Annotated in this window: 18 protein-coding genes; 11 read left to right on the forward strand and 7 right to left on the reverse strand. The window is 61.9% G+C overall.

Going from position 1 to position 16,502, the window contains the following annotated elements:
• Positions 1 to 4: 4 nt before the first annotated feature.
• From TX24_RS11670 to TX24_RS11680, 3 genes are all read left to right on the forward strand, one after another.
• On the forward strand, positions 5 to 949 hold the full coding sequence (locus TX24_RS11670; protein ID WP_003192004.1) for a N5-glutamine methyltransferase family protein: 945 nt from the start codon (positions 5 to 7) through the stop codon (positions 947 to 949).
• Between the two features lie 6 nt (positions 950 to 955).
• Positions 956 to 2,074: a carboxylate-amine ligase gene (locus TX24_RS11675; RefSeq protein ID WP_057710453.1), complete on the forward strand. Its 1,119-nt coding sequence runs from the start codon at positions 956 to 958 to the stop codon at positions 2,072 to 2,074.
• A gap of 84 nt (positions 2,075 to 2,158) precedes the next feature.
• Entirely contained in the window at positions 2,159 to 3,403 is a 1,245-nt protein-coding gene (locus TX24_RS11680; protein WP_003192000.1) for a zinc-dependent alcohol dehydrogenase, read from the forward strand.
• A 66-nt stretch (positions 3,404 to 3,469) separates the two neighbouring features.
• Here the strand turns inward: TX24_RS11680 and TX24_RS11685 are convergent, their stop codons facing one another.
• Both TX24_RS11685 and TX24_RS11690 read right to left on the reverse strand, forming a co-directional pair.
• The gene (locus tag TX24_RS11685; protein WP_057710375.1) at positions 3,470 to 3,901 is read right to left on the reverse strand and encodes a hypothetical protein; all 432 of its coding nucleotides are present in this window, start codon (positions 3,899 to 3,901) and stop codon (positions 3,470 to 3,472) included.
• A 92-nt stretch (positions 3,902 to 3,993) separates the two neighbouring features.
• Entirely contained in the window at positions 3,994 to 4,782 is a 789-nt protein-coding gene (locus TX24_RS11690; RefSeq protein WP_057710376.1) for an AraC family transcriptional regulator, read from the reverse strand.
• 85 nt (positions 4,783 to 4,867) lie between these two features.
• Between TX24_RS11690 and TX24_RS11695 the strand changes: the two genes are divergently transcribed.
• The 3 genes from TX24_RS11695 to TX24_RS11705 all read left to right on the forward strand — a co-directional run bounded on the left by TX24_RS11695 (position 4,868) and on the right by TX24_RS11705 (position 7,619).
• Positions 4,868 to 5,866 carry a bile acid:sodium symporter family protein gene (locus TX24_RS11695; RefSeq protein WP_034134518.1) on the forward strand — a complete coding sequence of 333 codons (999 nt, stop codon included), beginning with the start codon at positions 4,868 to 4,870 and terminating at the stop codon, positions 5,864 to 5,866.
• Positions 5,867 to 5,953: 87 nt separating this feature from the next.
• The gene (locus TX24_RS11700; protein ID WP_003191993.1) at positions 5,954 to 6,316 is read left to right on the forward strand and encodes a hypothetical protein; all 363 of its coding nucleotides are present in this window, start codon (positions 5,954 to 5,956) and stop codon (positions 6,314 to 6,316) included.
• Positions 6,317 to 6,428: 112 nt separating this feature from the next.
• Positions 6,429 to 7,619: a sugar transporter gene (locus TX24_RS11705; RefSeq protein WP_057710377.1), complete on the forward strand. Its 1,191-nt coding sequence runs from the start codon at positions 6,429 to 6,431 to the stop codon at positions 7,617 to 7,619.
• A 169-nt stretch (positions 7,620 to 7,788) separates the two neighbouring features.
• Here TX24_RS11705 and TX24_RS11710 read toward each other — a convergent pair whose 3' ends face one another.
• Both TX24_RS11710 and TX24_RS11715 read right to left on the reverse strand, forming a co-directional pair.
• On the reverse strand, positions 7,789 to 8,988 hold the full coding sequence (locus TX24_RS11710; protein ID WP_057710378.1) for an NAD(P)/FAD-dependent oxidoreductase: 1,200 nt from the start codon (positions 8,986 to 8,988) through the stop codon (positions 7,789 to 7,791).
• Positions 8,989 to 9,099: 111 nt separating this feature from the next.
• Complete coding sequence (locus TX24_RS11715) at positions 9,100 to 10,095, reverse strand: GlxA family transcriptional regulator (protein ID WP_003191989.1); 996 nt, start codon at positions 10,093 to 10,095, stop codon at positions 9,100 to 9,102.
• A gap of 285 nt (positions 10,096 to 10,380) precedes the next feature.
• Between TX24_RS11715 and TX24_RS11725 the strand changes: the two genes are divergently transcribed.
• Positions 10,381 to 11,934, forward strand: a complete 1,554-nt coding sequence (locus TX24_RS11725; RefSeq protein WP_057710379.1) for a DUF726 domain-containing protein — start codon at positions 10,381 to 10,383, stop codon at positions 11,932 to 11,934.
• A gap of 42 nt (positions 11,935 to 11,976) precedes the next feature.
• The gene (locus TX24_RS11730) at positions 11,977 to 13,296 is read left to right on the forward strand and encodes an Nramp family divalent metal transporter (RefSeq protein ID WP_003191984.1); all 1,320 of its coding nucleotides are present in this window, start codon (positions 11,977 to 11,979) and stop codon (positions 13,294 to 13,296) included.
• Positions 13,297 to 13,323: 27 nt separating this feature from the next.
• On the opposite strand, the gene TX24_RS11735 is transcribed toward TX24_RS11730, so the two are convergent.
• The 3 genes from TX24_RS11735 to TX24_RS11745 form a co-directional block, all read right to left on the reverse strand.
• Complete coding sequence (locus TX24_RS11735) at positions 13,324 to 13,701, reverse strand: type II toxin-antitoxin system VapC family toxin (RefSeq protein WP_003191983.1); 378 nt, start codon at positions 13,699 to 13,701, stop codon at positions 13,324 to 13,326.
• A complete protein-coding gene (locus tag TX24_RS11740; RefSeq protein WP_232964649.1) occupies positions 13,698 to 14,054 on the reverse strand; it encodes a type II toxin-antitoxin system Phd/YefM family antitoxin in 357 nt (118 codons plus the stop codon). The genes TX24_RS11735 and TX24_RS11740 overlap by 4 nt, the downstream gene beginning before the upstream one ends.
• 140 nt (positions 14,055 to 14,194) lie before the next feature.
• The gene (locus TX24_RS11745; protein ID WP_057710454.1) at positions 14,195 to 15,127 is read right to left on the reverse strand and encodes a LysR family transcriptional regulator; all 933 of its coding nucleotides are present in this window, start codon (positions 15,125 to 15,127) and stop codon (positions 14,195 to 14,197) included.
• A gap of 118 nt (positions 15,128 to 15,245) precedes the next feature.
• Between TX24_RS11745 and TX24_RS11750 the strand changes: the two genes are divergently transcribed.
• The 3 genes from TX24_RS11750 (at position 15,246) to TX24_RS30715 (ending at position 16,453) form a co-directional block, all read left to right on the forward strand.
• Entirely contained in the window at positions 15,246 to 15,734 is a 489-nt protein-coding gene (locus TX24_RS11750; RefSeq protein ID WP_014718846.1) for a DMT family transporter, read from the forward strand.
• Between the two features lie 4 nt (positions 15,735 to 15,738).
• Positions 15,739 to 16,194, forward strand: coding sequence for a DMT family transporter (locus TX24_RS11755; protein ID WP_003191976.1), 456 nt, complete (start codon positions 15,739 to 15,741; stop codon positions 16,192 to 16,194).
• Between the two features lie 88 nt (positions 16,195 to 16,282).
• Positions 16,283 to 16,453, forward strand: coding sequence for a metallothionein (locus TX24_RS30715; RefSeq protein ID WP_080643490.1), 171 nt, complete (start codon positions 16,283 to 16,285; stop codon positions 16,451 to 16,453).
• Positions 16,454 to 16,502: the final 49 nt, after the last annotated feature.

Below are 16,502 nucleotides of genomic sequence, written 5' to 3' on the forward strand. Positions count from 1 at the left end.
GCCTATGTCTGCGCAACAACTGGCTGACCGTGCCTTGTTGAATTTGGGCCGGGGGTTGAAGGAGGGCGGTTATCGCTTTATCACACCGACGCCCTTGACCCACGAGCGTGTTTACCGGCGGCTGGCGACGCCTCTGGCAATGACGCTGCGCGATGTGTTCGGGTGGTCGATGCCGTTCGATCAAGGCCTGTTGCCCGAGGCCCTGCGTGAAGAGTTGCAACAGGCGGATGTGATCGAAAAACACGGCGCGCTATGGCGCAGCGCGGTGCGTTGGTCGAGCCTCGATGAGCTGTTGTTCGCCCATTCACCTTATCCCACCGACCAGGCGGACGCGGTGTTTTTCGGCCCCGACAGCTACCGCTTTGCCCAGGTAATCGAAGCCTACCTGCAACAGCGTTTCGAGCCGCTCAAGCGCGCCGTGGACATCGGCTGTGGCGCCGGTGTCGGCGCGCTGGTGATTGCTAAAGCCAGGCATGACGCCCAGGTGCTAGCAGTGGACATCAACCCCCGCGCGCTGCGCATGACGGCGGTGAATGCCGAGCTGGCCGGGCTGAATAACGTCAGCGTTTACCACAGTGACGTGTTAGCCAGTGTGGAGGGCGAGTTCGACCTGATCGTCGCCAACCCGCCGTACATGAAAGATGACCGTCAGCGCGCCTATCGCCATGGCGGTGGCGCCCTGGGGGAGCAGTTGTCGCTGCGCATCGTCAGTGAATCCATCGGGCGCCTGGCCCTGGGCGGTAGCCTGCTGCTGTATACCGGGGTGGCGATGGTGGCCGGCAGCGATCCCTTCCTGGAGGCGGTCAAGCCGCTGCTGGGCAGCGACGCCTACGGCTGGACCTACCGCGAACTGGACCCGGACGTCTTCGGTGAAGAACTGGAAAAACCAGGCTATGAGCAGGTGGAGCGCATTGCCGTGGTCGCACTGACTGTCACCCGACTGCGCTGAATGTCGATGCTCACCTTTGGCATTGAAGAGGAATACTTCATTACCGACCTGCACAGCCGCCAGATGGTGTGCGAGCCCTCGGCAGCGGTGCTGGCGGCCTGCCGCGAAGCGATTGGCGCAGGCTTCTCCTATGAGATGTTCCAAGGGCAGATCGAGGCGGCCTCACCGGTGTTTACCTCAAGCGCCGAAGCGGCGGATTATTTCTCGACTGTGCGCGGCAACCTGGCGCAATCCCTGGCTGAGTTCGGTCTCGGCGTGGTGTGCGCCGGCAGCCACCCTCTGGCCGATTGGCGTGGGCAACGGCCAACCGAACAGGCGCATTTCCGGCAACTGTTCGACGATATTCAATATGTAGCGCGGCGCAGTGTGTTGTGCGGGCTGCATGTGCATGTGCAGGTGCCGCAGGCGTTGGACCGCATTGCGGTGATGAACCAGGTGTCGCCGTGGCTGCCGTTGTTGTTGCTGCTCAGTTGCTCGTCACCCTTCTGGGACGGCGCGCCCAGCGGCTTCATGAGCTACCGCCAGGCCGCGTGCGACGAGTGGCCCCGCATGGGCGTGCCGGAACACTTCAGCGATTGGGCCGAGTACCAGCGCTACCTGGTCATGTTGCAGCGCATCGGCGCGATCAAGGCCGATGGCAATGGCTGGTGGGGCATCCGCCCCGCGGCGCGTTACCCCACCCTGGAACTGCGCATGACCGACGCCTGCCCACGGCTGGTGGACGCCTTGGCCCTCGCCACGCTGTTTCGGGTAATGGTTACCCATGCCTGCGCGATGCAGCGCCCTGGAGCCAGGTTCAGTGCCGAGGCGCGCTGGCTGCTCAAGGAAAATCGCTGGCAGGCCAAGCGTTATGGGGTCGCTGGCACCTTCGCGTTGGACGACGCAGGCAGCGTGGGCAGCGCTGCACAATGGCTGCAATGCGCCCGACAGACGTTTGCCGCCACCGCAGAGGCCATTGGCGAGCCGCTGTTGTTCGAAACCTTGGATGCCTTGCTGCAACGCGGCAACAGCGCGACCGAGCAGTTGCGCTGGCACGCCCAGGCCCAGGCCACCGGTGCCGATGCGCTTGCCAGCTTGCGCCAGGTAGTCGACCTGCTGTTGGCCCAGACTCGCGGCGACCATTGATCGGGTCTTGATCGAGGTTGATGGAACACTGAGGGGGTTGCTCCGCCCTTAATCAGTAACCCCTCAACGGCAGGAGCGCAGAGCATGCGAGCGATGACTTACCAGGGCGCACACAAGGTGCAGGTGGATACCGTGCCCGATCCGATCATTGAACAACCCGACGACATCATTCTGCGGGTCACCGCCACCGCGATCTGTGGCTCGGACCTGCACCTGTACCGGGGCAAGATCCCGACCGTGGAGCACGGCGATATCTTCGGCCATGAGTTCATGGGCATCGTCGAAGAAACCGGCCCGGCCGTCACCGCGGTGCAACGCGGCGACCGTGTGGTGATTCCGTTCGTGATTGCCTGTGGCGATTGCTTTTTCTGCCAGCTCCAGCAATTCGCCGCCTGCGAAACCACCAATGATGGGCGCGGTGCGATCCTGAATAAAAAAGCCATCCCACCGGGTGCCGCGCTGTTTGGCTACAGCCGCCTGTACGGCGGTATTCCCGGCGGTCAGGCGGAATGGGTGCGGGTGCCCAAGGCCAATACCGGGCCGTTCAAGGTGCCCGGCACCCTGGCGGATGAGAAGGTGCTGTTCCTCTCCGATATTCTGCCCACCGCCTGGCAGGCGGTGACCAACGCTGGCATCGGCAAAGGCTCCAGCGTGGCCATCTATGGCGCCGGGCCCGTGGGTCTTCTCAGTGCGGCATGCGCGCAGATGCTGGGCGCCGAACAGATCTTCATGGTCGACGACCATCCGTATCGTTTGGCCTACGCGCAGAAAACATACGGCGTGATTCCGATCAATTTCGAAGAAGACGATGACCCGGCTGACACCATCATCCGCCAAACTGCCGGCATGCGCGGCGTCGATGGCGTGGTGGACGCGGTGGGTTTCGAGGCCAAGGGCAGCACTACAGAAACCCTGCTCACCGCCCTCAAGATCGAAGGTAGCAGCGGCAAGGCCCTGCGCCAGTGCATCGCCGCCGTGCGTCGCGGTGGCGTGGTCAGTGTCGCCGGGGTGTATGCCGGGTTTATCCATGGCTTCATGTTCGGCGATGCCTTCGACAAGGGCCTGACCTTCAAGATGGGCCAGACCCATGTGCAGCGGTTCTTACCCGAGTTGTTGGAGCATATCGAGCTGGGGCATCTGCACCCGGAGGCGATCATCACTCACCGGCTGCCCCTGGAGCAGGCGGCGCGGGGGTATGAGCTGTTTGATAAAGCCGAGGAGGAGTGCCGCAAGGTGATCCTCCTGCCGGGTGGGAGCGACCGGCCGCTGACCGAACCGCTGGACGAACTGAGCCCTGAGTTGCGCGTACAAGGCGTTCCCGGTTTCTAAATTAATACCCGGAAAAATGTGGGAGCTTCTTTGCTTCGACAGTGGTGTTTCCCACATTAGCCGGTGTCAGGCTGCGGCTTGCGGCTGGATGCGCAGTTCGCCGTCGACATCCTTGACCAGCCCACTGGCGACAAACAGCGGCGCCAGGCGTTTGTGCAGCTGCGGCTCGACGAATTCCTTCACCGTATCCAGCGCCAACACACCACTGAGCGGCAGCTCGGCCTTGGTGTACGACAACCATGCCTTCTTCAACGCCATCAACACATCACTGCCCGCCGTCGAAGCGAAGCGACGGTGCAGGGGCTTGGTGTCGAAGGTGAAGGTGTGTTGGAACTCATAACCGCTTTCATCGCCGCCGTTGGCCGTGCAGCGCACGCAGGTGCAAGGGCCGTCGCCGAAGGCGCTGCGCAGGTAGGCGTTGAAGTCCACCACGGGCTTGAGTGACAGGCGCTTATCAACCTCGAACAGGTCCCCGGTCATTTTTTCGTCAGTGTTCAACGTCCATTTCCTCGCAGTCGGTTGCTGTGTTTCAAAGCGCGGCACAATACCAGCCGAGCGTGGGTTTGGGGATTATTTGCGTCAAGGGAGGGTCAGCGGAAGAATTCACCGGGGGTGGAGTCAAACTGCTGACGAAATGCATTGATAAAGGCTGAGGTCGATTCATAGCCACACCCCAATGCCACATCCGTCACCCGCTCGCCTTGTTCCAGGGCGGGCAGGGTGCTCAACAGGCGCAGGCGCTGGCGCCACGCGCGGAATGTCAGCCCGGTGTCACTCAGGAACACCCTACTGAGGGTTTTTTCGCTGACTCCCAGCTTGCGGCTCCAATCGCCCAACGTGGTTTGCTGCTCGGGATGCAGGTTGAGGCTGCGGTAGATCTGCCGCAGCCGTGGGTCGTGAGGCAGCGGCAACATCAAATCCACCTGGGGCGCGGCAGCGAGTTGGTCGAGCAGTACCTGAGCCAGGCGTCCGTCCGGTCCGTCCTCGGTATATTCGACCGGCAATTGGCTGAAGTTGCGGATCAACTCGCGCAACAAACTGCTCACCTCCAGCACTTGGCAACGCTCGGCGGCCCAGGCGGTGACGCTGCAGTCGAGGTACAAGCTGCGCATTTCCGTATGGGGCGAACTGAACACCCGATGGGGCATGCCGGCCGGAATCCACACCGCGCGCTGCGGTGGCGCGACGAAACGGCCGACGCTGGTCTGGATCTCCAGTACCCCGGAAATCGCGTAGGACAACTGCACCCACGGATGACTGTGCCGTCGCGTCAGCGCCCGATTGGGCAAGGATTCAGTGCGCCCGTACACCGGCCTAGGCAGGCTGGAAAGCCCAGGCACACTGCGGCGAACGGCTTTTTCATGTCCTTTAGGCGGCATTTACTGGCTCATTGGCGTTAGTCGGTAACAGGTGGTTACGTTAGAGTCGTCGCGACGCTCTTGGCAACCCCTGGAAGAATTGCTTATGACCCGGCCCCGGTTTCTGCCCGACAACTTCACCCTCACCCTCATCGCCACCGTGATCCTCGCCTCACTGCTGCCCGCCAGCGGCCAGACTGCCGTGGCGTTCGGCTGGGTCACCAACCTGGCCATCGCGCTGCTGTTTTTCCTGCATGGCGCCAAGCTGTCGCGCAAGGCCATCGTCGCCGGTGCCGGCCACTGGCGCCTGCATCTGCTGGTGTTCAGCCTGACCTTCGTGCTGTTCCCGCTGCTGGGCCTGGCGCTCAAGCCGCTGCTGTCGCCGTTGATCGGCAACGAGCTGTACATGGGCATGCTCTACCTCTGCGCCTTGCCGGCCACCGTGCAATCGGCAATTGCCTTTACCTCCCTGGCCCGCGGCAACATCCCGGCGGCCATCTGCAGCGCGGCGGCGTCCAGCCTGTTCGGCATCTTCCTGACGCCGCTGCTGGTAGCGCTGCTGCTCAACGTACACGGTGATGGCGGCTCCACAGTGGATGCGATTGTCAAAATCAGCGTGCAGTTGTTGTTGCCGTTCATTGCCGGGCAAGTCGCCAGCCGCTGGATTGGGGGCTGGGTCGGGCGTAACAAAGCCTGGCTGAAATTCGTCGACCAGGGCTCGATTCTGCTCGTGGTCTACGGGGCTTTCAGCGAGGCGGTCAACGAAGGCATCTGGCACCAGATCCCGCTGTGGGAGTTGGGCGGGTTGGTGGTGGCTTGCTGCGTGCTGCTGGCCCTGGTATTGGTGGCGTCTACGCTGCTGGGCAAGGCGTTTGGCTTTAACCAGGAGGACCGCATCACCATCTTGTTCTGTGGTTCGAAGAAAAGCCTGGCGACCGGCGTGCCGATGGCACAGGTGCTGTTTGCCGGGGCAAGCATGGGCGTGTTGATCCTACCGTTGATGCTGTTTCACCAGATCCAGTTGATGGTCTGCGCGGCGTTGGCCCAACGCTATGCCCAGCGGCCGGAGAGCATTCCTGAGTTGATGGGGCAGGTGGATCCGTGACGCACCTCTCATTGGCGGGTAAATAAGCTCAAGTTAACCGGCGTGCCGACGACTTACTTCTTAACTAACCCAAGAAGGAGTGTCGGCATGAACGTTCATCGTGTAGCGGTACTGACTGGCCTCCTGGGCCTGTGGGCAAGTACCTGCGGCGCCGCACAAACCGTGGGGCAGGGCACCATCAGGTTCAGCGGCGCGATTGTCGAGTCAGGGTGTGCGACAAATGCGCGCAGCGGTTCGGTGATGGAACTGCGTGGCTGTGCCCAATCCAGTCGTGGCAGCCGCATCGAGGTGCGCAGCGTCGCGCCAGTTGCCAGCGTCGACGCACCCCATGTGCGGCTGGTGGCGGACAGCGGCAAGGGGCGCTATTACGATCAGCGCTATGTGTTGGTAGACAGCGCCGGCAAGCTTATCCAGTCAGGCAACTACATCATTACCATGACTTCGCCGTAGGCCGCCGGGCGACGATCCGCAGCAACAGCGGTGCGAGAAACCTATAGAATGCTCGGCGGCGGCGCTTGTCCTGGGTGGCCGCTTGATCACCGTCAGAGTACCGCGCCCGTCAATGAGCCTTTCAGCCGCAACCCCACAAGCCAATTGGCAACCGGTCATCGCCCTTGCGCTGGCCGCGTTTGTGTTCAATACCACCGAATTTGTCCCCGTCGGGCTGCTCAGCGCCATTGGTGCCAGCTTTGATATGCCCGTGGCCAGCGTCGGCCTGATGCTCACCATCTACGCGTGGATCGTGTCGCTGACCTCGCTGCCGGTGATGCTACTGACCCGCAACGTCGAACGGCGCAAGCTGCTGATCGTATTGTTCGGTCTGTTTATTGCCAGCCATATTCTCTCTAGCGTGGCCACCAGCTTCGGCTTGCTGATGGTCAGTCGTGTCGGCATTGCCCTGGCCCATGCGTTGTTCTGGTCGATCACGGCTTCGCTGGCTGTACGCCTGGCGCCAGAGGGCAAGCAGGTGCAGGCCCTTGGCTTGCTGGCCACCGGCACATCCCTGGCGATGGTGTTGGGCATTCCCTTGGGCCGCCTGTTGGGCGAGGCCATGGGCTGGCGCACTACCTTCCTGGTGATCGCCGCGTTCGCCGCCGCCCTGGTGTTCTGGCTGGGGCGCACCTTGCCGCTGCTGCCCAGCCAGAACTCCGGCTCCCTGCGCAGTCTGCCGCTGCTGTTCAAGCGTCCTGCGCTGGTGGCGCTCTATGTGCTGACCGCAATGACCGTTACCGCGCAATTCACCGCCTACAGCTACATCGAACCCTTCGTCGAAGGCGTCGCCGGCCTGGCCGGCAGTGCCGTGACCCTGATCCTGCTGGTGTTCGGTGGTGCTGGCATCATCGGCTCGTTGTTGTTCAGCCTGGTGCATCGCCTCAACCCCCACCTGTTCGTGATCGGCGCAGTGTCTATCCTCGCCGCGTGCCTGGCGCTGATGCTGCCGTTGAGCGGCGCCGAGTCTTACCTGGTGGGTCTGAGTATTTTCTGGGGCATGGCGATCATGGGCTTTGGCCTGGCCATGCAGTCCAAGGTGCTGGTGCTGGCACCGGACGCCACCGATGTGGCCATGGCGATGTTTTCCGGGATCTACAACATCGGCATCGGCGGTGGTGCGTTGATGGGCAGTTGGGTCGGCAGCCACTTCGGCTTCGCCTGGATCGGCGCGGCGGGCGGTTTGCTGGCGGGGTTGGCGTTGGTGGGGTATTGCCTGGCGATTCGGCGGTTTGGGCAGGGTGGTGCCCCGATGCCAAGCTGATCGCCCCGTATCCACCGGATAACTGCAGACTTAATGTGGGAGCTGGCTTGCCTGCGATGGCGGTGTGTCAGCCACTGCATCTGTTGCTGCGCGACCGCTTTCGCAGGCAAGCCAGCTCCCACATTTGATCTTCACTGCCTTGAGCAATGCGTTCGCTTAACTGACTGTCCTACGCCACCGGAATCAACGGATCCGCCGCCGCCAGTGCCACTGCTCTATCCGCCGCCGGTGGGTAGATCCACACGCTATTGATCTGCTGTTTGAGTTCCTTGGCTTCCTGGCCCACCAGCTTGAGCTGACGGTCCCAGCCTTCGGTGTACACCGTGCCCCAGGCGCCGAGGTCGAGGCAGGTCACGTATTTGGGTTGGCTGTAGGCCATGGGGGCCACGCCGATCAGATCGGCGGCGACGTTGTTGCCGGCGTAGCGGCCCAGGGCGATAGCGTGCTGGCAGGACATGGCAGCGAAGTTGCCCAGCGCGTCTGTGGCGGCGTAGGCCACGTCGCCAGCGGCGAAGATGGCAGCCTGGCCCTTGACCTTGAGGTGGGCGTCCACGTGCAGGCGGCCCTGGGGATCGCGGGTGCCCTCAACCTGTTCGGTCAGCGGGTTGGCGCGAAAGCCGATGGTCCAGATCACGGTGCTTGATTCAATCCGCTGCCCATCCGCCAGGGTCACGCCACCGGCATCCACCGAGGCGACCGAGGTGTTCAGTACCCATTCAATCCCCAGCTCGCGGCTGGCTTCGATGATAGAGGGGCGTATGCCGTCGCCCATCGACGCGGCAATCTGCGGCCCGCGGTCGACCACGATCACACGGATGTTGGCCGTCTCACCCAGTGCCGCACGCAGGCGCGCCGGCATTTCGGTGGCGGTCTCGATACCGGTAAAGCCGCCGCCGGCCACCACCACGGTATTGCGGGCCGGGCTGTCGGGCAGGTTTTTCAGGGCGTTGATATGGGCTTCAAGGTGCGCGGCGTCTTCGATCTGATCCACATCGAACACTTGCTCGATGCCGTCCATGCCGGGGCGGTTCAAGCGGCTGCCGGCGGCCATTACCAGGCGATCGTAGGCGAGGGTGGACGGGATGCCGGCCGCGTTGCGGTAGGTCACTTGCTTATTAGTGGCGTCGATGCTGTCGGCAGCGCCTTGCACAAAGGTCACGCCCACAGCGTCGAACAGCGCATCAAGCGGGGCCAGCATGGTATGCACATCGGGCTCGTAGAACCGCGGGCGGATACGCAGTTCTGCTTGGGGTGCGAGCAGGCTGATACGCACATCGTTGCGGTCGTGTTTATCCAGTAGCCGAGCCGCGCTCAAGGCGCTCCACACGCCACCGAACCCGGCGCCAATGATCAGAATGTGTTGTTTCATGGGGTTGCTCCAGAGACCAGATAAGCCGCAAGGCATTGCCGGATCACTGTAAAAGCAGTAGGGTCTGTCCGAAAGGACAGATAACCCTGGATGACTGCCAGGTCAGTCGGCCTAGCGGGAAAAACGCTCGCGGTAGTCGCGCGGTGAGATGGCCAGGTGGCGGTGGAAGGTGCAGCGCATGCGTTCTTCGTCGCCAAACCCGCACAGCCCGGCGATCTGCTCGATGCTGCGCTGGGAGTCTTCAAGCATGCGGCGCGCCGCTTCCATGCGAAACAGCTCAATGGCCTTGGCCGGGGTGCGACCGGTTTTTTGCTTATAGACCCGGGCAAAATTGCGTGGGCTCATATGGCTCTGCGCGGCCAAGCGTTCGACGCTGAGGTCACTGTCGCGCAGGTTGTCGCTGATCCAGGCATGCAGCGCATCAAAGCCGGCGCTGTCGGCGGTTTGCGCTTGCAGCACCTGGCTGAACTGCGCCTGGCCACCGGGGCGCTTGAGGAACACCACCAGTTCGCGTGCCACTTGCAGCGCCACTTCGCGCCCGCAGTCGGCCTCCACCAACGCGAGCGCCAGGTCGATCCCGGCACTGACGCCCGCCGAGGTCCACACCTGACCCTGCTGCACGAAGATCGCGTCCACGTCCACCTCGATGCTCGGGAAGCGTTGCTTGAGCAGCTCGCACATGGCCCAATGCGTCGCCGCGCGGCGACCCTCCAGCAAGCCCGCCAACGCCAGCAAAAACGTGCCGCTGCACACCGACGCGGTACGTCGCGCCTGACCGGAGGCGTTGCGCAGCCAGTCCACCAGCGCAGTGTTGTCCAGCATGGCTTGCTCAATGGCGGGCGCGCCGGGTACCACCAGGGTGTCGATGGTGGCTGGGTCCAACTGCGCCAAAGCCACAGTGTCGACGCTCAAGCCTTCGGCGGTTGACATCAGCCCGCCCGCCAGGCTGGCATTGTGCAGCACATAACCTTGCAAACCGCGTTCGGCCATGGCCTTGGTGGCGGCCCAGAACACCGTCTGCGCGCCGGTCAGGTCGAGCAAACCCATCTGCGGATACGTCAGGAACACCAAGGTGCGCGGTTGGGCCAATGGGGAGAGTAGGGTCATACGCTGGCCAGTTGCTCGATCTGGCTCAAGGTGCGCAAGTTTGCACCCATGCCCCTGGTAAATGGCTTGAGTTGTTCAAGTTTGGACGTCATGACAGTGGTCTCCGGTAAAGGGGCAGGGCGCTGTTTTACCATGCCCCCCAGACAGTTTAAGCCGTCGCGCAGCGTTTGGTCTTGGTTGAATACTGTTTTGGCCAGGCCCTTCTGCAAACGTCGGTCAGGATTCACCGTTCTGATCGCCTCTGTTTGTTACTATCGCCATCCCGTCACCCGGAGTCGCCGCTCTATGCAACACCAGTGGGATGAAATGCACCGCACCCGCAAGCCCACGTTCGTCCTGTGTGGCGAGCCCCAGGGGGATGTGCTCAATCTCTATGTTCACGGTTACTCGGCGTTCTTCAACCGCCAACAACTGGGCAATTTCAAGCAACAGTTGGCGGCTATCGAAGGCTCGACCAACCTGATGCTGTTCTGGCCGGCGGGGCATTTTCTGGAAAACCTGTTTGCACCGTTCAAGGACGTGCTCGCCTCATTGCTCGGCGGTGGCGGCCTGGGCGCGGCGACAGTGGGCGTGGGCAAGGCCATTGCCTATTTCCTTGATCATTACAAAAGCGTCGAGGCGCGGGTGGATGAAGTGGCCAAGACCTTGTTGCCCGAACTGGCCGGCTACCTGCACGACCAGTCGCTGCCGGTACGGCGCATCAACCTGATCGGCCATTCCCTGGGCGCGCGCATTCTGGTCAAGAGCCTGCTGGCCAGCCCCGAGATCGCTCGCGAACTGCCGTTGAATAACCTGTTGTTGATGGGCGGGGCGATCTGTACCTCGAGCCCCTGGGACGAGGTGTCGGCGCCGCTCAAAGGGCGACTGATCAACTGCCATTCCAGCAAGGACTGGGCGCTGGCCATGAAGCCCGATACCGAGCGTTGCATCGGCCGCTATGCGATTGACGTGACGCCCGCGCTCAAGGCCAAGGTGACCAATGTGCACCTGGCCAGCTTCGATCATGCCGCCTATTGGCCGCAGTTGAAGACGGTGGTGCAGTACACCGATTTGCTGCAGGAGCGGCGCGGCATGATCCGTGTGGACTCGCGCAGCAGTGACGTGCGGTTTGCCGAAGCGGACGGGGACCTGTACCCGGCATTGGTGCAAGCGCGGCCGGAGGAGCTGAAGTTTCTTGCCGAACTGATGGCGCAAAAGCGCAGTGCTGCGATTGATGCCAGTGTGCGCGAACCGTTGAAACTGGCCATTGAGTTGCAGCGCATGGGCGGCGACAGCTTTATGAATCTGGCTCGTGGCCATGGCGTGGGCTATCGCCAGATTGCCGAAGATGTGGCGCAACGCCTGGGTATCAAATTCGATCAACCACTTGAGCACGTGGCGCTTGCCGAGATCGAAGGGCAGGTCGCAGAAACACTGATCGAGCAGTACAAGGACAAACTCAGCCGCGCTGATCGCCAGGCGTTCGAGGCCGAGCTCAAGGCGGCGGCACAAAAAGAGCAGGGGTTGTTCAACCGCTTGGATGTGGGCCGTTCGGCTACCGCAGCCTTGAGCGGCACGGCGTTGGCCGGGCTGACCGGGTTTATCCTGCGGCGCGGTGCGGCTACGGCGATTCCGGTAGTGGGCCAGGCGCTGGCTGCGGCGATGTTGCTGGTCAGCGGGGTGCGGGCGTTTTCCGGCCCGGCGTATTCGATCACCACCTTGGCGGTACTGGTGGTCGGCGTGATCCGCCAACGCATGGAGCGCGAGGCGCTTAACCAGGAGCTGGAGCTGGTGGTGCAAGTGGTGGAAGCGTTTGACCTGCCGCGAGACACGGTGATGCGCACGGTCGCGTCAGACTGATAAGCTGCTGCCCAAGTCTTGTGTATTTGCCTGGAATACCGCGTGAAATTCAGCCTGCCGAAAATCGCTACCGCTCCGTTTTGCCCGCCGGAAGTGGCCGGCTCTGTCGCTGTTGATCCCAAGGCCTCGTTTTTTAAACGGGTGCTGATGTTCGCTGGCCCCGGCCTGTTGATCTCCATCGGCTACATGGACCCCGGCAACTGGGCAACGGCCATTGAGGCCGGTTCACGCTACGGCTATAGCCTGTTGTTTGTGGTGCTGCTGGCCAGCCTGGCGGGGATGGCGGTGCAATGCCTGTGTTCGCGGCTGGGCATCGCCACTGGCAAGGACCTGGCGCAACTGTGCCGTGAGCGCTACAGCCAGCGCTCTGCTCGTACCCAGTGGGTGTTGGCGGAAATCTCCATCATCGCCACAGACCTTGCCGAAGTGCTCGGCTGCGCCCTGGCGTTTCACCTGTTGCTGGGGGTGTCGCTGACCACCGGCATTGTCATCACGGCATTCGATACGCTGTTGATCCTGGCCCTGCAAAATCGTGGTTTTCGCCGCCTGGAAGCGATCATGCTGGCGCTGGTCGCCACCATCGGCGTGTGCTTTTTCATCGAACTGGTGCTGATCAAACCCTACTGGCCCGACGTGCTCAGCGGGTTCACCCCGTCACTGTCGGCCATCAGCGATGCGGCGCCGTTGTACCTGGCCATCGGCATCCTCGGCGCTACGGTCATGCCCCATAACCTCTACCTGCACACCTCTATCGTGCAGACCCGCCTGATCGGCAAGGACCTGGCGAGCAAGCAGGACGCGGTCAAGCTGGCGCGTATCGACACCATTGGCTCCCTGGCCTTGGCGCTGTTGGTCAACGCCGCGATTCTGGTGCTGGCGGCAGCGGCCTTCTACAAGACCGGCCATACCGATGTGGTGGAAATCCAGGACGCCTATCACCTGCTCGACCCCCTGGTCGGCGGTGCTTTCGCCAGCATCCTGTTCGGTATCGCCTTGCTTGCTTCGGGCCAGAGTTCGACCTTTACCGGCACCATTGCCGGCCAAGTGATCATGGAGGGTTACCTCAACCTACGTATACCTTGCTGGCAGCGCCGCCTGATTACCCGTGGGCTGGCGTTGATCCCGGCGTTTCTAGGCGTATGGCTGATGGGTGATGATGCCATCGGCAAGCTGCTGATTCTCAGCCAGGTGGTACTGAGCCTGCAGTTGCCCTTTGCGTTGTACCCGTTGATCCGCATGACCGGTGACAAGCAATTGATGGGGCCGTTCGTCAATCGGCTGCCCACGCGGCTGCTGGCGTGGTTTCTGTTCGCGGTGATCAGTGGGGCGAATGCGTGGTTGATTGGGCAGTGGTTGTTCTGACACTGAGGTGCATTGCCGAGGCAGTGCCTACACCAAGATGGCCAAGGATGTGTATTGGGCAACTTCTGGGTCAGCAGTCAATAGCTTCATCGGCTCAGTCATGGCTGTTGCAATGATCAGCCGATCGAAGGGATCCTTGTGATGATGTTCAAGATCCCTGACGGCAATGGCATGCTCCAGGCTGATGGGTAATTCGACGAAGCCACTTTCCAGGCAGTATTCGCGAATTTTATCTAAGTCCACAGCGAGCTTTCCCAAGCTAACCTTGATTGCCATCTCCCAAAATGTCGCCGCACTGACGTAAATTTCGGCGGCGTTTTCTATCAGCTTGCGGGCTTTACCGGACAGTTTGGAGTCATCGTTGAGTGCCCATAGCAGGATATGGGTATCCAACAATAGCCTCATGAATGACTGCCCTCAAAGGCATCCAAAAGATCGCTGGGGAGTGGGGCGTCGAAGTCTTCAGGAATGGTCAACTCGCCCTTCATTGCGCCAATTCGCCGGCCCTTGGACTTACCAAGCGGGACGAGCTGCGCCATTGCGCGACCATGTTTGGCGATAGTGATGATTTTGCCAGCGGCGGCTTCATCGACCAGTTTGGACAGGTTGTTTTTTGCCTCACCGAGGGCAACGGTAATCATGGGGGCTTCTCCGTGTTTTGGCCAAATATAGCCAAAACTACGACCGCTATCAAAGATGGCACGACCACTGGCGGCCGCTCGTTCAGCGCGGGATGGTGTGTGGTACGTAGTGACCATGAAGTCTCTCCAAGTAAATTTGGCTAAAGTCTGCCCCAGCGCACCGTCCCCAGAAATACTGGCCCTCAAAATCAGAACGGGCCTACGTTTTCTACTAGGAATATTCCTTCACTGGCGCCGTTCAGCAGCGTCAAAATCCGTCACCGATCCCAATACGGCACCGTCCCAAAACACTCCACGAAATAGTCGATCACCGTGCGCACCTTCAACGACAGTCTGCGGCTGCCCGGCCACAACGCGGCGATCTGTTGGGGCTCCAGGGTTGTCGCAACGTCGTATTCGCCGAGCACTGCCTGCAAGGTGCCGGCGCGCAGGCTTTCGCCAATCAGCCAGGACGGGAACACCACCAGGCCCAAGCCTTGTTCGGCGGCGTGGGTGAGGGTGTCGGCGTGGTTGCCGGTGATGGGGCCGCTGACGCTGTAGGGTGTCCAATCGCCTTGGCCGTGGCGGAAGAACCAGCGCTCCTGGCCGGTGATGCCTTTGTAGGCCAGGCAGTGGTGGTGGGCCAGTTCGGCGGGGTGGCGCGGCGTGCCATGTTGGGCCAGGTAAGCAGGGCTGGCGGCGATGCGAAAACGTTGCGGCGCGAAGATGCGCGCCTGCATGCCCGAGTCATTGAGCACGCCGATGCGAAACAGCAGGTCGGTGCCATCTTGCAGCGGGTCGACGAAGGTGTCGGTCTGCTGGATATCCAGTTGCAGCTTCGGGTAGCGCCGGCACAGCCCTCCCAGCCAGGGTGAAAGGTGACGCTGGCCGAACACCATGGGCGCGTTGATGCGCACCAGGCCGCTGGGTTCGTTGTCTTGCTCTTGCAGGGCCTGGTTCGCCGTCTCCAACTGCTCGAGTAGCAAGCGTGCGTGGCGGCCCAGCAGGCGGCCGGCTTCGGTGGGGCTGACGGCACGCGTATGGCGGTAGAGCAATTGCTGGCCGACGGCCTGCTCCATCAGTTGAATCTGCCGCGAGATGGAGGAGGGCGCCAGGCTTTCACGGCGGGCTACTTCGGAAAAGCTGCCCTGGTCCAGCACGGCCACAAACAGGCGTAGCGCCTTGAAACTCAGTTCATTCAAGCCCTGCATCATCTCTCCAGGCTGTGCGTTTTGCGCAAAGGTGTTGTCCGCATAATCCCATTTATCGCACAGCACGGCCACCGGATAATGCGCGCCATGTTTTTCTTTCTTGATACACGGGTGATGTATGCAGGCACGTTCTACCGAGGGGCTGGCGCAGGCCAGGCCGAGCAATAACCTTTTACGGCTGCTGCTGTTGCCGTTGGTGATTCTGGCGGGCATGGGCCTGTCGGTGGAGGCCGGGTTGCTTGGGCCATTGGGCGCGCAGGTCGGGCATTTGTGGGCGACGTTGAGCATCTTTGGCGTTGGCACGGCGATTCTGTTCTTACTGCTGCTGTTCAGCGGCCCGCAAAAGGGCCCGGCCTTCACGCAACTGCCGCGCTGGCAGTTGATCGGCGGGTTTCTGGGGCCAATGTATGTAGTGGTGTTGACCCTGGCCACACCGCACATCGGCATCGCGATGACCATGATCGCGATCCTCTCGGGCCAGGTGGGCAAGAGTGTGTTGATCGACCACTTCGGCTGGTTCGGCACGGCGCGCAAACGCGTCAATGGCGAGCGCTGGATCGCGTTGGCGTTGATTGTGGCGGCTCTGGTTCTGATTGCACGAGGCTAAGGCGATGAATCTGTTTATGTTGTTGGTGGTGGTGATTGCAGCAGGGGCGGTGCTGAGTGTGCAGGCCGCTATTAATGGGCGTCTGGGCCAGACTGTGGGGGTGTTGCGCAGCAGCCTGTTGACCTTCGCCGTGGGCGCGCTGACCACGGCGCTGTTGATATTTTTCTTCGAGCCGGCCCAGGCCGTCAGCCTGCTGGAGGTGCCCAAGTGGCAATTGACGGGTGCCCTGTTTGGCGTGGTGTACATGATGGTGATGGTCGGCGCGGTGCCGGTGGTCGGTACGGCCGTCGCCACGGTGGCCGTGATTGTCGGGCAACTGGGCATGGGCATGCTGATCGACAACTTTGGCTGGCTGGGCAACCCGGCGATCGAGCTGTCGGGCAGTCGTATCCTCGCGATGCTGTTGCTCGCCCTGGCGTTGGTGTTCATGTACCGCAGTAATAGCCGCCGAGCCGACTGACGGCGCTGAACCATGCTTGCTTGCCCAGGGTCACTGCTTAAGGTGCGGCGCTCGCCGCATCGGACGACCATGAACAAGGAGTCTGACCATGCCAGATCAAACCTGTGCTTGCCCTCACTGCAAATGTGTACTGGGCGCTGACGCAATAATCAAAGACGGCAAGGGCTATTGCTGCCAGGGCTGTGCCGAGCACCATGCTCACGGTGAACCCTGCGCCGCCGCAACGGGTTGCGAATGCGCCAAGTCGGCCCACGGTTGACAGCATTGACCTGCGGGCCCGGATACCCGGTGCCTGCAGGGTGAGTAAA

The sequence above is a fragment of the Pseudomonas lactis genome, from assembly GCF_001439845.1.
Lineage (GTDB): Bacteria > Pseudomonadota > Gammaproteobacteria > Pseudomonadales > Pseudomonadaceae > Aquipseudomonas > Aquipseudomonas lactis.